The sequence below is a fragment of the Frankia torreyi genome (assembly GCF_000948395.1).
GTDB classification, from domain to species: Bacteria; Actinomycetota; Actinomycetes; order Frankiales; family Frankiaceae; genus Frankia; species Frankia torreyi.
The window spans coordinates 21,012-40,800 of the sequence record NZ_JYFN01000004.1 but is presented as its reverse complement, the minus strand read 5'-3'; the positions used below and the strand labels follow the sequence as shown (position 1 = coordinate 40,800).

General features: G+C 73.3%; 15 protein-coding genes and 3 tRNA genes. 10 read left to right on the top strand and 8 right to left on the bottom strand.

Features of this window, described 5'->3' with window-relative positions; translation table 11 throughout:
- Window positions 1–156: 156 nt before the first annotated feature.
- The gene (locus FF36_RS03715; RefSeq protein ID WP_044883555.1) at window positions 157–1,257 is read right to left on the bottom strand and encodes a chorismate-binding protein; all 1,101 of its coding nucleotides are present in this window, start codon (window positions 1,255–1,257) and stop codon (window positions 157–159) included.
- 409 nt (window positions 1,258–1,666) lie between these two features.
- On the opposite strand from FF36_RS03715, the gene FF36_RS03710 reads away from it, so the two are divergent.
- From FF36_RS03710 to FF36_RS03700, 3 genes are all read left to right on the top strand, one after another.
- Window positions 1,667–1,739 (top strand) — tRNA-Gly (locus FF36_RS03710).
- Between the two features lie 42 nt (window positions 1,740–1,781).
- A tRNA-Cys gene (locus tag FF36_RS03705) sits at window positions 1,782–1,853 on the top strand.
- A 13-nt stretch (window positions 1,854–1,866) separates the two neighbouring features.
- A tRNA-Val gene (locus FF36_RS03700) sits at window positions 1,867–1,938 on the top strand.
- Window positions 1,939–2,100: 162 nt separating this feature from the next.
- Here the strand turns inward: FF36_RS03700 and FF36_RS03695 are convergent.
- Together FF36_RS03695 and FF36_RS03690 are read right to left on the bottom strand one after the other, a co-directional pair.
- The gene (locus FF36_RS03695) at window positions 2,101–2,967 is read right to left on the bottom strand and encodes an N-acetylmuramoyl-L-alanine amidase (RefSeq protein ID WP_044883554.1); all 867 of its coding nucleotides are present in this window, start codon (window positions 2,965–2,967) and stop codon (window positions 2,101–2,103) included.
- Between the two features lie 121 nt (window positions 2,968–3,088).
- Window positions 3,089–3,898 (bottom strand): DUF3097 domain-containing protein, encoded by an 810-nt coding sequence (locus FF36_RS03690; protein WP_044883553.1) that lies wholly within the window; start codon window positions 3,896–3,898, stop codon window positions 3,089–3,091.
- A gap of 113 nt (window positions 3,899–4,011) precedes the next feature.
- Between FF36_RS03690 and FF36_RS03685 the strand changes: the two genes are divergently transcribed.
- A complete protein-coding gene (locus FF36_RS03685) occupies window positions 4,012–4,599 on the top strand; it encodes an isochorismatase family protein (RefSeq protein ID WP_044883552.1) in 588 nt (195 codons plus the stop codon).
- Between the two features lie 183 nt (window positions 4,600–4,782).
- On the opposite strand, the gene FF36_RS03680 is transcribed toward FF36_RS03685, so the two are convergent.
- The 4 genes from FF36_RS03680 to FF36_RS03665 form a co-directional block, all read right to left on the bottom strand.
- Window positions 4,783–5,076, bottom strand: a complete 294-nt coding sequence (locus FF36_RS03680) for a DUF4193 family protein (protein WP_044883551.1) — start codon at window positions 5,074–5,076, stop codon at window positions 4,783–4,785.
- Between the two features lie 214 nt (window positions 5,077–5,290).
- The gene (locus tag FF36_RS03675) at window positions 5,291–5,824 is read right to left on the bottom strand and encodes a DUF3145 domain-containing protein (protein ID WP_044883550.1); all 534 of its coding nucleotides are present in this window, start codon (window positions 5,822–5,824) and stop codon (window positions 5,291–5,293) included.
- A 200-nt stretch (window positions 5,825–6,024) separates the two neighbouring features.
- Window positions 6,025–6,975, bottom strand: a complete 951-nt coding sequence (locus tag FF36_RS03670) for an SPFH domain-containing protein (protein WP_044883549.1) — start codon at window positions 6,973–6,975, stop codon at window positions 6,025–6,027.
- 73 nt (window positions 6,976–7,048) lie between these two features.
- The gene (locus FF36_RS03665; protein WP_044883548.1) at window positions 7,049–7,483 is read right to left on the bottom strand and encodes an NfeD family protein; all 435 of its coding nucleotides are present in this window, start codon (window positions 7,481–7,483) and stop codon (window positions 7,049–7,051) included.
- 125 nt (window positions 7,484–7,608) lie between these two features.
- On the opposite strand from FF36_RS03665, the gene glgX reads away from it, so the two are divergent.
- The 3 genes from glgX (at window position 7,609) to treZ (ending at window position 14,338) form a co-directional block, all read left to right on the top strand.
- On the top strand, window positions 7,609–9,828 hold the full coding sequence (glgX, locus tag FF36_RS03660; RefSeq protein WP_044883547.1) for a glycogen debranching protein GlgX: 2,220 nt from the start codon (window positions 7,609–7,611) through the stop codon (window positions 9,826–9,828).
- Window positions 9,829–9,868: 40 nt separating this feature from the next.
- Window positions 9,869–12,316 (top strand): malto-oligosyltrehalose synthase, encoded by a 2,448-nt coding sequence (gene treY, locus FF36_RS03655; RefSeq protein ID WP_044883670.1) that lies wholly within the window; start codon window positions 9,869–9,871, stop codon window positions 12,314–12,316.
- Between the two features lie 258 nt (window positions 12,317–12,574).
- Window positions 12,575–14,338 carry a malto-oligosyltrehalose trehalohydrolase gene (gene treZ, locus FF36_RS03650; protein WP_044883546.1) on the top strand — a complete coding sequence of 588 codons (1,764 nt, stop codon included), beginning with the start codon at window positions 12,575–12,577 and terminating at the stop codon, window positions 14,336–14,338.
- Window positions 14,339–14,672: 334 nt separating this feature from the next.
- Here treZ and zapE read toward each other — a convergent pair whose 3' ends face one another.
- Complete coding sequence (zapE, locus tag FF36_RS03645) at window positions 14,673–15,764, bottom strand: cell division protein ZapE (protein WP_044883669.1); 1,092 nt, start codon at window positions 15,762–15,764, stop codon at window positions 14,673–14,675.
- A gap of 259 nt (window positions 15,765–16,023) precedes the next feature.
- On the opposite strand from zapE, the gene FF36_RS03640 reads away from it, so the two are divergent.
- The 3 genes from FF36_RS03640 (at window position 16,024) to FF36_RS03630 (ending at window position 19,777) form a co-directional block, all read left to right on the top strand.
- On the top strand, window positions 16,024–16,869 hold the full coding sequence (locus FF36_RS03640; RefSeq protein WP_044883545.1) for a pyrimidine reductase family protein: 846 nt from the start codon (window positions 16,024–16,026) through the stop codon (window positions 16,867–16,869).
- Window positions 16,870–17,055: 186 nt separating this feature from the next.
- Entirely contained in the window at window positions 17,056–17,325 is a 270-nt protein-coding gene (locus FF36_RS03635) for a hypothetical protein (protein ID WP_044883544.1), read from the top strand.
- A gap of 4 nt (window positions 17,326–17,329) precedes the next feature.
- The gene (locus tag FF36_RS03630) at window positions 17,330–19,777 is read left to right on the top strand and encodes a hypothetical protein (RefSeq protein WP_052680932.1); all 2,448 of its coding nucleotides are present in this window, start codon (window positions 17,330–17,332) and stop codon (window positions 19,775–19,777) included.
- Window positions 19,778–19,789 lie beyond the last annotated feature (12 nt).

Sequence of the window (19,789 nt, the reverse complement as noted above, 5' to 3'; positions counted from 1 at the left end):
CAACAGGGGGACCGCTTCCCCATCGCCTCCTGCATCCGAGGCAGTTGTCATCCCATGCATGCCAAGCATCCACCTGCCTGACGAGCACCCACCCGCCTGGTCGGACCCAGTCCGGCCAGGCGGGTTGTCGTCTGTGCGCGGTGCGGACCGCTCGACTCAGCCGCTCGCCAGGCCCACCAGTCGGTGGGCCTTGAGCTCGGTCTCGCGCCACTCCCCCTGCGGGTCGCTGCCCCAGGTCACGGCGGCGCCGGTGCCGAACCACAGCCGGTCCGCGCCGAACCAGAAGGTGCGGATGCCGACCGACAGCCATCCCCGGCCGCTGTCGGCATCCACCCAGCCGATGCCGCCGCAGTAGGGACCGCGCGGCCCCGGCTCCAGCTCACGAATGATCCGCAGCGCGCTCGACTTGGGCGCGCCGGAGACCGAGCCGGGCGGGCAGGCGGCTTCCAGCAGCTCCGGCCAGCCCACCCCAGGCCGCAGCCGGGCGCGCACCGTCGAGACGAGGTGAACCAGGCCGGGATGATGTTCGACGGCGCACAGGGCCGGCACGGTGACGCTGCCGGGCCGAGCCACCCGCCCAAGATCGTTGCGTACCAGGTCGACGATCATGATGTTCTCGGCGACGTCCTTGTCCCGCAGGTCGGGCACGGTCCGGCCGGTGCCCTTGATGGGGCCGGAATGGATGACGTCGCCGTCCCGGGCGAGGAACAGCTCCGGCGAGGCCCCCGCGATCCGCAGCCCGGCCTCGGGAACGTCCAGCGTGAGTGCGTACGGCGCCGGGTTGCCGGCGGCGAGGACCGCGGCGAGCGCGGCGGGGTCGGGTTCGACCGGCTCGCCGCCGGGGCCGGCCGGGGGCAGCGGCGCGGACAGCAGCCGGCAGAGGTTGACCTCGTAGACGTCACCGGCGGCGATGCGCTCCCGGATGGTGGTCGCGCCGGCCACGTAGGCGGTGCGGTCGAGGCTGGTGCTCCAGGACCGCGGGTCCGGGCCGTGCCAGGGGCCGCGGCGCAGCGCTGCGGCACCGGCGGCGGGCGCCGGACGCACGTCGGCGAACCGGACGCACCGCAGCACCCCCTCGAAATCGACGACCACGGCCCAGAAGCCGCCGCGCTCCAGCACCGCGGGATCGTCGCTGATCTCCACCACGCCCGTGGCGAGCCGGTCGCCCGCGAGCAGGTAGGACGGGGGCCTGGACCGCGGGACCGCCACGGACCCGCGGACGATCGACTCCGGAGCGCCCACGTTCGTCCGGCTCATTCCGATCACGTTACCGCCCTTCCCCGACCGGCACCGCCCTTCCCGGACCGGCACCCCCCCTTCCCGGACCGAGATCGCCTTCCCGGACCGGCACCGCCTCTCCCCATCGACACCGCCTCTCCCGCTCGGACCCGCCCGGCCGCAGATCCCCTGCCCCGCAGGCACTCGTCCACGCCCGCGCGGCGCGCCGCGACGGCTACCGCGGGCGAGCGAGCGCCCAGCGGGCCGCGGGTGGGGGCCGAACCCGAGCATCGACCGGGGCGGTGGACGTGCCGTGGGCGAAACCCGATGTTCACGTGGGACGCCTTGACCCAACGCAACATCTCCGCGACGTCTGGCGGGCCATTCGACGCGAGGGCCGTTCGTCCGCTAGAGTGCTACCTGCACCGCCAAGAACGCCCGGTGCAGCGCGGACGTGGCTCAGTTGGTAGAGCATCACCTTGCCAAGGTGAGGGTCGCGGGTTCGAATCCCGTCGTCCGCTCGGGAACAGAGGGGCTTGAGGTCCGTACCAGCGGCCTCCCGCGGCGGAGTGGCCGAGTGGTTTAGGCAAGGGCCTGCAAAGCCCTGTACGCGGGTTCGATTCCCGCCTCCGCCTCTGGATCCATCGCGGGCGATTAGCTCAGTGGGAGAGCGCTACCTTGACACGGTAGAGGTCACTGGTTCAATCCCAGTATCGCCCACCCCGCAGAACGGCGTTTTATCTGTTTCGGCCGGCCACTCCTCGGAGTGGCCGTTTTCATGTTCCCGACGCGATCGCGCGGCCGGCTCCGAAATCATTGCCCCCCACGCGGATCCGCTGCGGCACAGGCCACCCCGCTACGGCACGACCGCGACCAGCCGGGTCAGCGGGTCGGCGCCGCCGACGGTGAATCCGCTTCCAGGAGGAATGCAGTCACACCGTCGGCGAGGCCGCTCGCCGCCCGGGCCCGCCAGGCCGGATCGACGATTTCCGCGGCGTCAGTCCGGTTGCGCATGTTCCCGCATTCGAGGAACACCTTCGGGACGCGGGAGAGGTTCAGCCCCCCAAGGTCGGACCGGATCGTCATCCCCTCCTTGCCGAGGTAGTCGGCCAGCGGCTGGCCGGTGGCGCGGCCGAACGCCGACCGCAGGGTCCCGGCGAGCCGGCTGGAGGGGGCGAGGATCGCCGCGTTGGCCCGGTCGGGGCTCAGCGCGGGCGCGATCACATGGAAGCCGCGCCCCTCGGCGGGCCCGCCGTCAGCGTGGATGGAGACGACCGCGGCCGCGCCGGCGCTGTTGCCGATCTTCGCCCGCTCGTCGATGCACGGGCCCACCCCGCCGTCGTCCGGCCGGGTCAGCACGACCCGCGCGCCGCGGGAGCGCAGGATCGCGGCGGCTCGCTGGGCGAGATCGAACGTGAAGGCGTGCTCCGGGTAGCCGCCGTCGGTCTGCGCACCGACGGTGTCGCACTCCTTGTCGAAGCCCCCGGCGGGCACCGGTCGGTTGATGGCCGCGCTCGCCCGGCTGTTCCCGCCGTTGTGCCCCGGGTCGAGTACGACGGTGCGGCCGGCGAGCGCCGATGGGCCGTCGGCGACGGGCGAGACGGCGGGCGAGACGGCGGGTCTGGGGACCGGGGCACCGTGCTGGTCCGAGCCGGTCAGCGCGAACCGCAGGCCGAACCCGGCCACCAGGGCGACGGCGACCACGCCGACGATCTGGGCGAGCATCGACGGCCTGACCCACACCGGCATCGTGTCTCCCACCTACGGAGGAGTCGAGCTGCCCCGTCTGCACTCACCGTATGCGAATGCCCGAAACCCGCCCGAACGGGGCGGCGGTACGGGGGCGGTACGGCGGCGGTACGGGGTGTCGTCAGGCCGCGACGAAGTCGATCAACCGCTCCACGGCGCCCAGCAGGCCCACCTCGAGGTCGGTGTAGCTGTCGACCGAGGCAAGCACCCGGCGCCACAGGTCGCCGGGTTCGGCGACGCCCAGCGCCCGGCACACCCCCTCCTTCCACGGCTCACCGCGGGGCACCCTCGGCCAGGCCGGGATGCCGATCGACGCCGGCTTCACCGCCTGCCAGATGTCGATGTAGGGATGCCCGGTGATCAGCACGTGCTCGCCGGCGACGGCGGCCGCGATGCGGCTCTCCTTCGAGCCGGCGACGAGATGGTCGACGAGGACGCCCAACCGCCGGCCGGGCCCCGGCCGGAACGCCTCGACCACGCCCGGCAGCTCATCGACCCCGTCGAGGCTCTCCACCACCACGCCCTCGATGCGCAGGTCGTCGCCCCACACCCGCTCGACGAGGGCAGCATCGTGCACGCCCTCGACGTAGATGCGGCTGGCACGGGCGACGCGGGCCCGGTGACCGGCGACGGCAAGCGAGCCGGACGCGGTGCGCGCCGGGGCGGCGGGCATCGCCCGGCGGGGCCGCACGAGCGTGACCCGGCGCCCCTCCAGCAGGAACGCCCCGGGTTCGAGCGGGAAGACCCGGCGGGCGCCGTGCCGGTCCTCCAGCGTGACCCCGCCGTGCTCGGTGCCGACCACGGCGCCGCAGAAGCCGGTCGCGACCTCCTCGACCACCAGATCGGCTTCGAGCTCCACCTCCGGCGGCGGAGCCGGGCGGGTCCGGGCGGCGGGCGCCAGGACGTCCCGGCCATAATCGCGGCTGCGCATCCCTCGAACCTAGGCCGCCAGAACGCCATGATCAGGGATATCGACGCGGGCGTGTCGGGATGCGACAGTGGGGACATATCGCACCGGTACATGGAGCAACGGGAGGCCCGGCGATGACCGCACGCTACGGACCGGGAATCGCCCTGTTGGTCGTGGACGTCCAGAACGACTTCGCCGACCCGGCGGGCAGCCTCTACGTGGCCGGCGGCGAGGAGATCGTCGAGGGGGTGAACGCCGAGGTGGCGGCTGCGGTGGCCGCCGGATCCCCGGTGTTCTACAGCCAGGACTGGCATCCCGCGCGCACCCCGCACTTCGTCACCGACGGCGGGGTCTGGCCGCCGCACTGCGTGGCGGGAACCGCCGGCGCGAGCTTCCATCCCGATCTGGTCGTGTCGGGCGAGGTGATCCGCAAGGGGGTGGACGGGGCCGACGGCTACTCCGCCTTCTCCGTGCGCGACCCGGCCTCGGGGCACCGGTCGGCGACGGTACTCGGGGAACGGCTTGCTCGACTCGGGGTGTCGACGCTCGTCGTCGTCGGCCTGGCCGGCGACCACTGCGTCCGGGAGAGCGCGCTGGACGCGCGGCTGCTGGGTCTGACGGTGACGCTGCCGCTGGCCCGAACCAGATTCGTCAACCTGCATCCGGGCGACGAGGAGCGGGCCGTGGAGGCGATGCGGGACGCGGGCGTGCTGGTCGGCTGAGGCAGCCTCGTCACCAGCCCGGTCGGGAGCGTGGCTGATCGGTCAGTGCCTGGCCGGCCAGGTTGACGTGGTCGACGTGGCAGGTAGGTCTAGGCGTGCGGTCAGCGGGCGACACCGCCACGGCCGTGGCGTGTCGTGAGCCCACGCCAGAGGCCATGCGGTGGAACATCCGAACGCGGTTCCTCAGACCGCGCAGTCCCGGCAGATCATCCGGCGCTCGTCCACGAGCTGGCTACGGTGATGGACGAGGTAGCACTGCGTGCAGGTGAACTCGTCAGCCTGCCGCGGAAGCACCCGGACGTTCAGTTCCTCTCCGGCCAGGTCAGCACCCGGCAGGCCGAGCTCGGTCTCGAACGGGTCGACATCGTCACCGAGATCAGCCGCCGCATCCGCCCGCCGTGCCTTGAGGGCCTCGAGGCTCTGCTCGGAGGCGTCCTCTATGTCAGCCGTACGAGGTGTGTCGTAATCGGTGGCCACTGAATAACTCCCAGAATGGTTGTGCGTGGTCGTGCGCAAGCCACAACGCACGACCGCCGGGGTATGTGCCCGTCAGACCCGCGCTACCCTGGTGTGGGCTTCACCACACCCTCGCAACCATCTCCGCGCCGATGCGTCGCAGGGCTCGGACCATCCGCGCCGCGCGCCCGACCCGGTGCAGGACCGGACGCCTGCGGGCCGGTCTGCGCGGGTCTCAGCCAGTGCGCCGCAGCCAGGTGACCGGCGCCCCGTGCGCGCCCCGGCGCAGCGGCTCGAGGACGTCGTCCCACGCCGTCCCGAGCAGGCGGTGCAGGCCGCGGGCGAGGGTCTCGCGAGCCTCGCCCCGTTCCAGCAACGCCCGCAGGGCGGCTTCGCCGACCACCACGTCACCGTTGGCGGCGATCGCGGCCCGGTGCAGGCCGAGATCGGGGGTATAGGAATAGCGCTCGGCATCACACCCGGGCGAGGGCCCCTCGACGGTCTCGAAGGTGATGTGACCGAGCCGGCGCAGGGCCCCGGCAACCCGGCCCGCCGTGCCCGGGGACGCGCGCCACTCCAGCCCGGCGAACAGGAATCCGGGCATGCCGGGCTGCGCCGTCCAGGTCAGCGACACCGGCGACGACAACACGCCGGACGCGCCGAACTCCAGATGCGGGCACAGGGCTGGCGGACAGGCGAGCACCGCCAGCTTGCCCGGCACGGCGAAGGACGACGAGCCGGATGACAGCTCACGAGCTGTCGAGGACATTGCGACCACGCGGGACCTCCGTCGACGAGGGACGCCTTCCCCTGCGCCTGTCGACCCGCCCCCGTATGGCTTGCTGAAATCGTCCCATGGTCCGGCTCGGCGGACTAGCCCCACCCCCCTCCGGAAGTATGACTAATTGGGCGGAACGCCGGTTCGGGGCAACCACCATCCCCGCCTCGTGGATGGTTCATCCGGGCGGGTCAATCCGACGCGGGATACGGCCGCTGCGGCGCGGCCCCGTTGGGCCCGCCGCGGGCGGGCGCGCCGTCCTGGGCGGTGGCCGACCCGCCGGCGCCCAGCAGACCGCCGAGGCCGCCGAGCGCGCCGGTCAGCTCGCTCGGCACGATCCACAGCTTGCTCGCCTGGCCCTGGGCGATCTGCGGCAGCGTCTGCAGATACTGGTAGGCCAGCAGCTTCTGGTCGGCGTCGCCCTCGTGAATCGCCCGGAACACCGTGCCGATGGCCTTCGCCTCGCCCTCGGCGGTGAGGATCTGCGCCTCGCGCTCGCCCTCGGCCCGTAGGATCGCCGCCTGCTTCTCCCCCTCGGCCCGCAGGATCTCGCTCTGCTTCACGCCCTCGGCGGTCAGGATCGCCGCGCGGCGATCCCGCTCGGCCCGCATCTGCTTCTCCATCGAGTCCTGGATGGAACGCGGCGGGTCGATGGCCTTGAGCTCCACCCGGTTGACCCGGATGCCCCACTTGCCGGTGGCCTCGTCGAGCACGCCGCGTAGCTGACCGTTGATCTGGTCGCGAGAGGTGAGGGTGGCCTCCAGGTTCATCCCGCCGATGACGTTGCGAAGCGTGGTGACGGTGAGCTGCTCGATGGCGCGGATGACGTTGGCGATCTCGTAGGTGGCCGCCCGCGGATCGGTGACCTGGAAGTAGATCACCGTGTCGATCCCGACGACGAGGTTGTCCTCGGTGATCACCGGCTGCGGCGGGAAGCTGACCACCTGCTCACGCAGGTCGATGCGGTCGCGCACCCGGTCGACGAAGGGGACCACGATCGCGAGGCCCGGGGTGAGGGTGCGGTGGTACCGGCCGAGGCGTTCCACCACCATCGCCCGCGCCTGCGGCACGATCCGCACCGCCCGCGCCAGAAAGATCAGCACTACCGCCGCGACCACCACGGCGACGATGACACCTGCCATGACGTACCCCTCCCAGTCGGACCCGCGGGCCTTTCCGTGACCCCGCCGACGCCGGGAACGCCGGGCCGTGGGGTCAGATCTCGAATCGGTGCACGATGGCTGTCGCTCCGTCGATGCGCAGGACGTGCGCCTGGCTGCCGACCTCCAGCACGGTCGTGGTCGGGTACGACCGGGCCGACCAGACCTCCCCCTTGATCTTCACCCGGCCGCCCTCGCCACTGACCTGTTCCAGCACCAGCGCCCGCTCCCCCACGAGCGCCTCCGCGCCGGTGCGCAGTTCGGGAGCGCGTTGCAGGTGCCGGCGGGCCACCGGGCGCAGCCCGAGGCCGAAGCCACCGGCCGCCACGACGAACCCGACGATCTGCCAGGCCGCATCGACGCCCAGCAGCGCGACGGCGGCGCCCACCAGGGCCGCCAGCGAGAACATCACCAGCGTCAGGTCCAGCGTGAACAGCTCGCCGACGAGCAGGGCGCCGGCGACGACGACCCAGATCGCCCAGTCGGCCATGTCTCCATGCTAGGCCCGGCCGTCAGCAGCCGATCAATGAAACCTCAATGATCGGCGAAGCTCTGACCTCACATTTCGCGCGCCCCCGGATCAGAGCATCCGTCCTGGCCGTAGGCTTCGTTCGTATGTCGCAGGTATGGCCGGGCAGCCCTTATCCCCTGGGCGCCACATATGACGGGTCGGGGACGAATTTCGCGCTCTTCTCGGAGATCGCCGACCGGGTCCAGCTCTGCCTGTTCGACGACACGGGCAAGGAGGAGCAGGTCGATCTCAAGGAGGTCGACGCCTTCGTCTGGCACGCGTACCTGCCCACGGTCGGGCCGGGGCAGCGCTACGGCTACCGGGTCCACGGCCCCTACGACCCCGCCCACGGCACCCGGTGCAACCCGCACAAGCTGCTGCTCGACCCGTACGCGAAGGCCGTCGACGGCGAGGTCGCCTGGGACCAGGCGGTGTTCCCGTACACCTTCGGCGACCCGGACAGCGTCAACGACGCCGACTCCGGCCCGCACATGATGAAGTCGGTCGTGATCAGCCCGTTCTTCGACTGGAACGGCGACCGTCCGCCGCGCACGCCCTACAACGAGTCGGTGTTCTACGAGGCGCACGTCCGCGGGCTGACCAAGAACCATCCCGGGCTGCCCGAGGAGTACCGCGGCACCTACGCCGGCGTCGCCCACCCGCTGATGATCGACCACTACCGCAAGCTCGGCGTCACCGCGATCGAGCTGCTGCCCGTGCACCAGTTCGTCCACGACGAGCACCTGGTCAGCAAGAACCTGCGCAACTACTGGGGCTACAACTCGATCGCGTTCCTCGCCCCGCACAACGGCTACTCCGCCTCCGGCGGCCACGGCCGGCAGGTGCAGGAGTTCAAGGGCATGGTCAAGAACCTGCACGAGGCCGGGATCGAGGTGATCCTCGACGTCGTCTACAACCACACCGCCGAGGGCAACCACATGGGGCCGATGCTGTGCTTCCGCGGCATCGACAACGCCGCCTACTACCGCCTCGTGGACGACGACCCCCGCTACTACATGGACTACACGGGCACCGGCAACAGCCTGCGGGTGCGCCACCCCCACGTCCTGCAGTTGATCATGGACTCGCTGCGGTACTGGGTGACCGACATGCACGTCGACGGCTTCCGCTTCGACCTGGCCGCGACGCTGGCGCGGGAGTTCTACGACGTCGACCGGCTGTCGTCGTTCTTCGATCTGGTCCAGCAGGACCCGGTCGTCTCCCAGGTCAAGCTGATCGCCGAGCCGTGGGACCTCGGCGAGGGCGGCTACCAGGTCGGGAACTTCCCCCCGCTGTGGACGGAGTGGAACGGCAAGTACCGCGACACCGTCCGTGACTTCTGGCGTGGCCAGGACCACGGCATCGCCGAGTTCGCCTCCCGGCTCACCGGGTCCAGCGACCTGTACGAGAACAGCGGGCGGCGCCCCTGGGCGTCGATCAACTTCATCACCGCCCACGACGGGTTCACGCTGCGCGACCTCGTCTCGTACAACGAGAAGCACAACGAGGCCAACGGCGAGGACAACCGGGACGGATCCGACGACAACCGATCCTGGAACTGCGGAGTCGAGGGGCCGAGCGACGACCCGGACGTATTGTCCCTGCGAACCGCGCAAACCCGTAACCTGCTCACGACGCTACTGCTGTCCCAGGGGGTGCCGATGCTGGTCGCCGGAGACGAGATGGGGCGCACCCAACACGGCAACAACAACGCCTACTGCCAGGACAACCCGATCTCCTGGCTGGACTGGGCGGATGCCGAGCGCAACGCGGACCTGGTCGAGTTCGTCGGCCTGCTGTCCAGGCTCCGCAAGGACCACCCGATCTTCCGCCGCCGCCGGTTCTTCCAGGGGATCTCCCTGCGCGGGCAGGGCGCCGCGGCCCGCGGCGCCGCGGGCGACGACCCGGCCGCGGGCGACGACCCGGCCAAGAAGGACATCGTCTGGCTGCGGCCGGACGGATCCGAGATGTCCGACACCGACTGGGAGTCCGGCACGGCCCGTTCCCTGGGCGTCTACCTCAACGGGGAGGGCATCCCGGACCCGGACGCGCTCGGCCAGCCGATCACTGACAACTCCTTCCTGCTCTACTTCAACGCCCACTTCGAGCCGGTCGCCTTCCGGGTGCCGGCGCCGAGCTTCGGCGCGACCTGGGAGACGGTCATCGACACCCGCAAGTCCACCGCGGAGATCGACGCCACCCTGGAGGTCATCCCCCTGGCCCACACCGCCCTGGACCCCACCGACGTGGGCAAGGTGGTCAAGGCCGGTGACCCGATCGAGATCGACGCCCGTTCGACGGTCGTGCTGCGCCGTGTCGACTGAGCCGACCGCCCCGCCGCCGGGCGGCTCCAGAGGCGAGCGAGTGGTCCCGACCTCGACCTACCGGCTCCAGCTCAACCTGGACTTCTCCCTCACCGACGCGGCCGTGGTCGTCCCCTACCTGGCCGCGCTCGGCGTGTCGCACCTGTACCTGTCGCCGGTGCTGGAGGCCGCCCCCGGCTCGACGCACGGCTACGACGTCGTCGAGCACGGCCAGATCAACCCCGAGCTCGGCGGGACGGGCGGCCTGCGCCGGCTGGCCGCCGCGTGCCGCAAGGCCGGCCTCGGGATCGTCGTCGACGTCGTCCCGAACCACATGTCCGTCACCCCGGAGGCGGCGAACGCGGCCTGGTGGTCGGTGCTGCGGGAGGGCCCCGAATCCCCCTACGCCACCTGGTTCGACATCGACTGGGCCGCCCCCGACAATCCGGGCCGGGTGCTGGTCCCGATCCTCGGCGCCGGCCTCGCGGACTGCCTGGCCGCCGGGGAGATCTCCGTCGAGCAGGACACCGAGGGCGCGTGGGTCGTCGTCTACTACGACCACGTGCTGCCGACCGCGCCCGGCACCGCCGACCCCGACGACGTCGCCGCGACCCTGGACGCCCAGTACTACCGGCTGTGCTGGTGGCGGGTCGCCGCGAGCGAACTGAACTACCGCCGCTTCTTCGACATCACCACCCTCGCCGGGCTGCGCCAGGAGGAACCCGACGTCTTCGCCGCCACCCATCGGCTGCTCATCGAGCAGGTCCGGGCGGGCACGTTCGAGGGGCTGCGGATCGACCACCCGGACGGCCTGGCCGACCCGGAGGGCTACCTGCGGCGGCTGGCCGACGCCTCCGGCGGGGTGTGGACCGTCGTCGAGAAGATCCTGGAGCACGACGAGGATCTGCCGGACACCTGGGCCTGCGACGGCACCACCGGCTACGAGGGGATCGCCCGGCTGACCCGGCTGTTCCTCGATCCCGTCGCCGGGCATCCCCTCGCCGTGCTCTACCAGGAGATCACCCGCGCCGATCCCGACTACGAGGCCGAGGCCCGGGCCGCGAAGCTCGACGTGCTCGCCGGCGTGCTGCAGCCCGAGGTCGACCGGCTGACCGCGCTCGCCCTCGGCGAGGCCCGGGAGGCCCGCGCGGACCTCACCCGCACCGGGCTGCGCGAGGCGCTGTGCGAGGTGCTGGCCGCCTTCGACGTCTACCGGGCCTACATCCGTCCGGACGGCACCCCGAGCCTGGAGGCGCGCGGCCACGTGGTGCGGGCCTGCGAGCAGGCCCGGTCCTACCTGCCCGGCCGCTCCACCGAGGTCGACCTGATCGAAGACCTGGCCCTGAGCGGTCCGCCCGAGTTCGTCATGCGCTTCCAGCAGACCTGCGGCCCGGTGATGGCCAAGGGCATCGAGGACACCGCGTTCTACCGCTACTCCCGGCTCATCGCTCTCAACGAGGTCGGCGGCGACCCGGCGCGGTTCCCGGCGTTCACCACCGGGCATCCGCGCAGCGCCGTCACCGAGTTCCACGAGGCGAACCTGACCGTGCAGCGCAGCTGGCCGCTGACGATGACCACCCTGTCCACGCACGACACGAAGCGCTCCGAGGACGTCCGCGCCCGCCTCGCCGTCCTCTCGGAGGACCCCCGCGGCTGGGCGGAGGTGGCCGGCCGCCTGGTCCGCCTCGGCGAGCGCCACCGCGACACCGAGCAGGGCTGGCCGGACCGGTCCACCGCCTACTTCCTGCTGCAGACCCTCGTCGGCGCCTGGCCGTTGTCCACCGAGCGGGCGACCCAGTACATGCTCAAGGCCGTCCGCGAGGCGAAGGTCTACACGAGCTGGACCGACCAGGACCCCGCCTACGAGGCGGCGCTGACGAACTACATCGAGTCGGTGCTGGAGGACGAGGAGTTCCTCGCCGTGCTCACCGGCTACGTCGGCACCCTCGTCGAGCTCGGCCGGCAGAACTCGCTGGCCCAGAAGCTGCTCCAGCTCACCGTCCCCGGCGTCCCGGACGTGTACCAGGGCCAGGAGCTGTGGGATCTGTCCCTGGTCGATCCGGACAACCGCCGCCCGGTGAACTACGGCGACCGGACGAAGCTGCTCGCCGAGCTCGGCGCCGAGCCGGGCGCGGACACCGGCGCGCCGCGGCGCCCGCCGCTGCTCGACGACTCCGGCGCCGCGAAGCTGCTCGTCGTCGCCCGGACGCTACGGACCCGCCGCGAGCACCCCGAGTGGTTCGGCGACCGGGCCACCTACCGGCCGCTGTGGGCGTCCGGCTCGGCCGCGGAGAACGTGGTCGCCTTCGCCCGCTCCGAGTCGGTGGTCACCGTCGTGCCCCGCCTGGTCCTCGGCCTGCGCCGCGGCGGCGGCTGGCGCGACACGACCATCCCCCTGCCCGAGGGCCGCTGGACCGACGTGTTGACCGGCCGCAAGCACGACGGCGGCACCGCCTACGTCCTGCGCCTGCTGCGCGACTTCCCCGTCAGCCTCCTCGTCCGCTCCTGACCCGGACGCCCGCTCCTGACCCGGCGCGAACGGGCCCCTCCTCCGGATCGACCTTCGCCACCGTCGAGCGTCCGCACGGGGCGGGGCGGCGCGCGCCCCTGGACGCTGATCACGGATCTCACCTGGCGTGTCCGCTGCCATGAGACCGGTCACAGGGGGCCGTCCCGCCCGGTGAAACCGGGTCCTGCGGGCACCTTCGGTGGGGGCCGTTGTCACGGACACGGCATGTCGGCCGGCGGCGGAAGGTAGACAGGAGCTATGAGCACCTTCCGGCTGTGGGCCCCGGACGCGAAGACGGTCAGCCTGGTCGTGGCGGGTTCCGCCGGCGACGCCACCCATGAGATGTCCGCCGGGCGGCGGGGCTGGTGGTGGGTGAACGTCCCCTCCGCGAAGCACGGCACGGACTACGCGTTCGTACTCGACGGGGGCACCGAGGAGCTGCCCGATCCCCGCTCGGTCTGGCAGCCGGCGGGAGTGCACGGCCGGTCCCGGCTGGTCGACCACGCGACGTTCCACTGGTCGGACGCGAGCTGGCGGGGCATCGCGCTGGCCGGCAGCGTGCTCTACGAGCTGCACGTCGGGACGTTCACCCCGGAGGGCACCTTCGACGCCGCGATCGGCAGGCTCGACCACCTCGCCGAGCTCGGCATCGACGCCGTCGAGCTGCTGCCGGTCAACGCCTTCCCGGGGCACCACGGCTGGGGCTACGACGGGGTCGGCCTGTTCGCCGTGCACGAGCCCTACGGCGGCCCGGAGGGCCTGAAGCGGTTCGTCGACGCGGCGCACGCCCGCGGCATCGGCGTGATCATGGACGTCGTCTACAACCACCTCGGCCCGGACGGGAACTACCTGGGGCAGTTCGGGCCCTACTTCACCGACCGGTACATCACCCCGTGGGGGCCGGCGGTCAACCTCGACGCGCCCGGGTCGGACGAGGTCCGCGCCTTCATCCTCGACAGCGCGCTGTCCTGGCTGCGGGACTTCCACTGCGACGGGCTGCGCCTGGACGCCGTGCACGCCTTCCAGGACAGCCGGGCGCTGCACCTGCTCGAGGAGATCGCCGAGTCGGTGCACCGGCTCGGGGCGCAGATGCGCCGGCCGCTGTTCGTCGTCGCCGAGTCCGACCTCAACGACCCCAAACTGGTGGTGGCGCCCGAGGCCGGCGGATACGGCCTGGACGGCCAGTGGTGCGACGACGCCCACCACGCGCTGTGGGCGACGCTGTCCGGCGAACGGCAGGGCTACTACGTCGACTTCGGGTCGATCTCGACGCTCGCCCACGCGCTGACGCAGGGTTTCGTGCACGAGGGCGGCTACTCGACGTTCCGCGGCCGTTCCCACGGCCGGCCGATGCCGCCGACGACGCCGGCCTACCGGTTCGTCACCTTCCTGCAGAACCACGACCAGATCGGCAACCGAGCGGTGGGGGACCGGTCGTCGGCGCAGCTCAGCGACGGGCTGCTGCGGATCGGCGCGGCCCTGCTGCTCACCTCGGCGCTGACCCCGATGCTGTTCATGGGCGAGGAATGGGGGGCGCACACCCCCTGGCAGTACTTCACCGACCACCTCGCCCCCGGACTCGGCGACGCGGTGCGGGAGGGGCGGCGCGCCGAGTTCGCCGAGCACGGCTGGGGACCCGACGACGTCCCCGACCCGCAGGATCCGGCGACGTTCGAACGGTCGAAGCTGGACTGGTCCGAGCCGACCCGCCCGGGCCACGGCAGCCTGCTGGACTGGCACCGCCGGCTCATCGGGCTGCGCCGCAAGCTGCCGGCGCTGACGGATCCGGCCTGGGCGTCGGTCGAGTGCACCTTCGACGAGGAGGCCCGCTGGCTGGTGGTGCGGCGCGGGGACGTGGCGATCGTCGTCAACCTGGCGTCGCAGCGGCAGACGGTGCCGCTCGACGGCGTCCCGTTCGACGCGCCGGCGGCCTCGGCCCCCGGCTTCACCTACATGCCCGGCCGGGTCGAGCTCGACGGCGAGTCCGTCGTCATCACCCGCCTGCTGCCACCCGCCGGCTGAACGGCGCCGCCGTCCGCCCGCCGGTCATCGCCTGCCTGCCGGTCATCGCCTGCCTGCCGGTCATCGTCGGAGGCGGTCGCGGGACAGCAGGAAATACAGCCCGCCGAGCACTGCCAGCCCCACCAACAACACCATGACGAGCAGCACGACGTAGGTTCCCATGCGTCCATCGTCGCAGGGTCCACCGACGAGCGCGGCGGTCCGGTCCCCGATGTCCGTCCGCCCCGGCGGGCAGCCGGCTCAGGCCGAAGCTGCGGGTGGATCCGACCAGTCAGTCCAGGGGAGCGCACCGGACGCGCCGGACGCGGGCGTGCGGTCGGTGCGCCCGGTGCGCTCAGGCGGCGGCGATGAGGCGGGCGCCGTCGCGGGCGAGCGCGGCAAGGCGCGACACCGCCCGCTGGTACTTCTTGCGATGCGGCCCGGCGAGCAGCTCCGCGCCGAACAGCTCCTCCAGTCCGACGCCCGAGGCGACGACCGGAATCGACCGGTCGTAGAGCCGATCGGCGAGCACCACGACCCGCAGCGCCACGGCCTGGTCGGCGACCGGCGCCACGCCGTGCAACGCGACCAGCCGCACCCCGTCGACGAGCGCCCCGTAGCGGGACGGGTGCAGCCCGGCGAGATGCGCGCACAGCGCCGCGAACCCGTCCTCGCTGGCCCCCTCGTGGGCGGCGGCGAGCGCCGCGACCTCGCCGTCGGCGCAGGGCGGGGGCGGGGGCGGCAGTCCTCGGTGCCGATAATCGGTGCCGTCGACGCGCAGGACGTCGAAGCGGGCGGCCAGGCCCTGGATCTCGCGCAGGAAGTCGGCCGCGGCGAACCGGCCGGCGCCGAGATCCTCCGGCTGGGTGTTGCTCGTCGCGGCCAGCGCGACGCCGGCGTCGGCGAGGCGGGTCAGCAGGGTCGACACGAGCACCGTGTCGCCCGGATCGTCGAGTTCGAACTCGTCGATGGCGAGCAGCCGCATCCCGCCGAGGGCGCGCACGGTCGCCGCGAAGCCGAGCGCTCCCACCAGCGAGGTGAGTTCGACGAACGTGCCGTAGGCCTTCGGGCCCGCCACCGCGTGCCACAGCGAGGCGAGCAGGTGCGTCTTGCCGACGCCGAACCCGCCGTCGAGGTACACCCCCGGCCGGGCCACTCCCGCCCCGCGGGCCGCACCACCCGACCGGGCTCCACGGGCGCCGCGGCCGAACAGCCCCGACCAGCCGCTCCGGGCCCCGCCGACGGAGCCGCCACCCCCACCGGGGGCCGCGTTCACCCGGCCGGCGAACACGGACAGGGCGGTGACCGCGGCGCTTTGGCTCGGTTCCGCGGGGTCGGGCAGGTAGCCGGCAAAGCGGACGGCGTCGAAGCGCGGCGGTGGGACGAGCGCGGCGACCAGATCGTCGGGTCGCGGCTGCGGCTGGCGGTCGACGAGGCGCTGCACCACCACGCCAGCCTACGGAGCAGGTCGGGGCGGGCCGCCCGCCGTGCGCAGCCGGGACCGAACTCACAGTGCCCGGCCGGTCGAGACAGTGCGCACGGGGGTCGCACAGCCGCCCGTCGGGGCTATGCGCACGGGTCGCAGAGCCGCCGTGCGCACGGGTCGCAGAGCCGCCGGTCGGGGCAGTGCGAACAGGCTGGATGGCCGTATGTCGCGGGACGGGACGAGCCGGGTGACCCCTCGCCGACCGGCTACAGTCGGCTCGGTGCGACGCATCCTCCCGGTTCCCGGCCCCGCCGACAGCCCAGGCACGCCCGCGCCGGTCGCGGCGCCGACGACGCCGGAGGCCGCCGGCGCCGGAGCGGACGATCCCGCCGCCGCCGCCGGCGACGAGGTCGTGGCGAAGGCGGCCGAGGTCGATCTCGACGAGGCCTACGCCTATCCGCCCGCAGCCGGGCAGACCAGCTACGTCCGGGCGAACTTCGTCAGCTCCGTCGACGGCGCCGCGGAGGTGGGTGGGCGGTCCGGCCCGCTGGGCGGCGAGGCGGACAGGCAGGTCTTCCGGCTGCTGCGCTGGCTCAGCGACGTGGTGCTCGTCGGCGCCGGCACCGCACGCCACGAGAACTACGGGCCGGTGATCGTCCCGCCCGAACGGCGGGACCGGCGGCAGGCCGTGGGGCTCGCCGCCGTCCCCCCGATCGCCGTGGTCACCGCGACCGCGGGCCTCGATCCCGGCGCCCGGCTGTTCGACGCCGAGGTCCGGCCCATCATCCTCACCTGCGACGCTGCTCCCCCGGCCAAGCGGCAGGCGCTCGCGGCGGTCGCCGAGGTCGTCCTCTGCGGCGACACGACCGTCGACCCGGCGGCGGCCCTCGCAGCCCTGGCCGAACGGGGGATGACCCGGGTGCTCACGGAGGGCGGGCCGCTGCTGCACGCCCAGCTTGCCGGCGCCGGTCTGCTCGACGAGCTGTGCCTGACCGTGGCGCCGATGCTCGCCGGCCCCGGCCGCATGGGCATCGTGGAGGGCCCGCCATGGCCCGAGCCGGCCACGATGCGGCTGGTCCAGGTGCTCGCCGAGGACGGCAATCTCTTCCTGCGCTACCAGCGCTGAGGCCGCCCCGCGCCGGGCCCGTCCGCGCCCGGTCGAGATAGCGGGGTCGGGGTGGCACCCGCTTTATCCACAGGTCGGCGGTTCCCACAGCCGTCATCCACAGGATCCAAGGACGATCAGCGCGACCCGTCGGCGAGTTGTTAGCGTCGCCGCACCGAACCTGACCCCGACGGCGGTGGTGTGCGGATGACGATCTTCGATGGAGCCCGGACGACGGCGGCCGGTGCGGTGGCGCGCACCCGGCGGGACATCATGACCGCCCTGGACCGGGTCGCGGCCGCCGGTGCCGGCGCGTGGGACGGCCGGGCGGCGCAGCAGTGGGCCGGCCGGGTTCGGCATCTCACCGCCGAGGCGACCGCTCTGCTCGACCGCTGCCTGCTGGTCTGCGAGCAGGCCAGCTCGGGCCCGGCCGGGCCGTCGACGGCGCCCGGCGCCCCGCCACGGGCGATCGGCTGACGCCGTGCCGAGCTTCGGTGATCCCGTTCACCTCGCCGCGGGCCATTCCTCCGGGCACGGTACGGGCGGCAACCGGGTGGCCTTCGATCCCGCCCGGCTGCACACACTCGCGGCCGCGGTACGGTCCGCCGGCGAAGCCCTGCACACCGGCGCGCGGATCGTCGCCCACGCCCTGGCGCAGGTCGGCGGCCCGGCTGGCTGGGCGGCACGGCTGGCCCGGCTCGGCGACGAGCTCGACGCCGACGCCGCGATGCTGCGCCGCCGGCTCGCGCTGGCCGAGGGCGCCGACGACGCGGGGCGGTCGCTCCTGCCCTCGGCGGCCATCATCGCGCCGGCCGTGCAGCACTCCCGGTCGCTCCTGGACAACCACCCCGGCCTCGCCACCCAACCCGGTCCTGCCGCCCAACCCGTCATAGCCACGGGATCCCTCCACGGGGCCGTCATCCGTCCCGATTCCGACGCCGACGCCGACGCCGATGCCGACGATGGAGCCCGTCCCAGCGATGGGGCTGGTCCCGGGGCGGACACCGCTGCCGGTTTCGGAGCCGTCCCCGTCGCAGGCGGTGGACCGGCGGCACGCGCCGCGGGTCGGACCGCGGCCCGCTCGCTGCTGTCCGGCGGCAGCCCGGCGGGAGCGGACGACGCGGCCGGCCGTCCCGCCGGGTCGGCGGGACGTCCGGCCCGCGCCAACGGTGCCGGCGCCGGGCGGCGGCTGGGATCACCGGGCGGCCACGCGCCGGGAGGCGGCGACGCACCCGCGGCCAGCCTGCGGGAGGCGGTGAGCGCGCTGCGCACGCGAGGCCGCGACCCCGACTTCGTCGCCGGCTTCTACGACGCGCTCGGGCCGGCCGGGCTCGCGCGCCTGCTCGCCGGGGTGGCGGGACGCTCCCGCGGGCCGATGGTCAACCGGCCGGCACCACCGTCCGGGGTGAACCGGCGCGACGCCGAGGAGATTCTCGGCCGAACCTTCGCCGCCTACAGCCGCGGCCGGACGCTCGACGACTCCTGGCTGGGCCGGTTCAACACCCGGGGACGTCACGACCGTGCCGAGACCGTGCTGCTGACACCGCTGCTGACGGCCGGCCGCATCGACGGCGCGCTGCTCGACCGGCTGGGCCGGCTGGCCTTCGGCCCGGGGTCCGGGCCGGCGGTTCGGCGGGCGCCGGCGGACGGTCAGGTGGCGGGTGTGCTGCGCAACGCGACGGCGGACCGAGGCTACCGGGTCGCGTTGCTGGCGGCGATCGCCGGTGAACCGGGGCTGGCGGCCCGGTTCGCCACCCGGTACGTCAAGGCGGTTCTGGCTGGCGCCGCGGTCGCGGACCTGGATCTGCCGGTGGCGGTCGGTCTCGACGACGCGACCGCGCGAGCGTGGTCCGGGCTGCTCGCCGCGGCCGGCGGCCCGGCGGCGCGGCGGGCGGATCCGCGCGGCTCGGCGGACTTCGTCGCCCGCCTCGCCGGGGCCGTGCACGCCGCCGACGGCCCGGCCCTGCCGCCGCACCTGCGCGCTGCCTTCGTCCCCGCGCTGCACACCTACCTGGAGGAGATGTACGACGCGGTGACGGCGGTCGTCCCCGGGCCGGTCTCCCCGGCGACGACGGCATCCGCCGCCCGGCAGGTCCCGGTCGCGGCGTGGCGGGCGCTGCTGCGGGAAAGCCTGCGCGGCGGTGCGCTCGCCGGGATGCTCGGGCGGGACGCCGCGGCCTACGCGATCGGTGTCGACGAGCGGGTGGCGGGGCGCACGCGGGGCTGGAACGCCGGGGCCGGCGGCTACCCGTCGAGCCCGCGGGCACTGGGCTACCTGCGGGGTGCCCGGGCGCAGGCGTTCTTCACCGACGCCCTCGGCGACGCCGCCGACGCGGTGCTGCGCGAACACGCCGACGCCGGGTCCGCCCATCGCCGGCGGCAGGCGGTGATCCTCGACCTGCTCGGCACGGTGGTCACGTCGATCGACCCGACGGATCCGGTCGCCACGTTCACCCATCTCGGCGTCGGGATCACGGTGGACATGGTCGAGGCCCTCGTCCGGCAGCGCTACCGCGATGTGTCCACCACCCGGCCGGCGTGGATCCTCGCCCGGCTGCGGGAGGCCTCTCGGCTCGGCTCGGGGTGGGCCGCGGCCTACGAGGCGAGCGCCCGCCAGCTCTGGGCGCGCCGTGGCGAGGATCCGCTGCGGCCGATCACGGTGACCGACAGCGACGGGCGGCGGCGGGTGTACACCGGAGATCCGCGTGTCGACGGCTACATCACCGGTCCGACGACGGATTTCCTCGACGCCACCGGCGATCCCCGACCGAGCGCGGCGATGACGCCGGCGCAACGGGGCGCCTACCTCGCCTGGCTGGAAAGTCCGGCGCTGGTCGCCAACAACGACCGGCTGCCCGTCCTGGCCGGGGCGGCCGCGCTCGGCGAGACGCGGGTCCCGCCGGACGAGGCGCTGCGGCCGAGCGGATGACGATCCGAACTG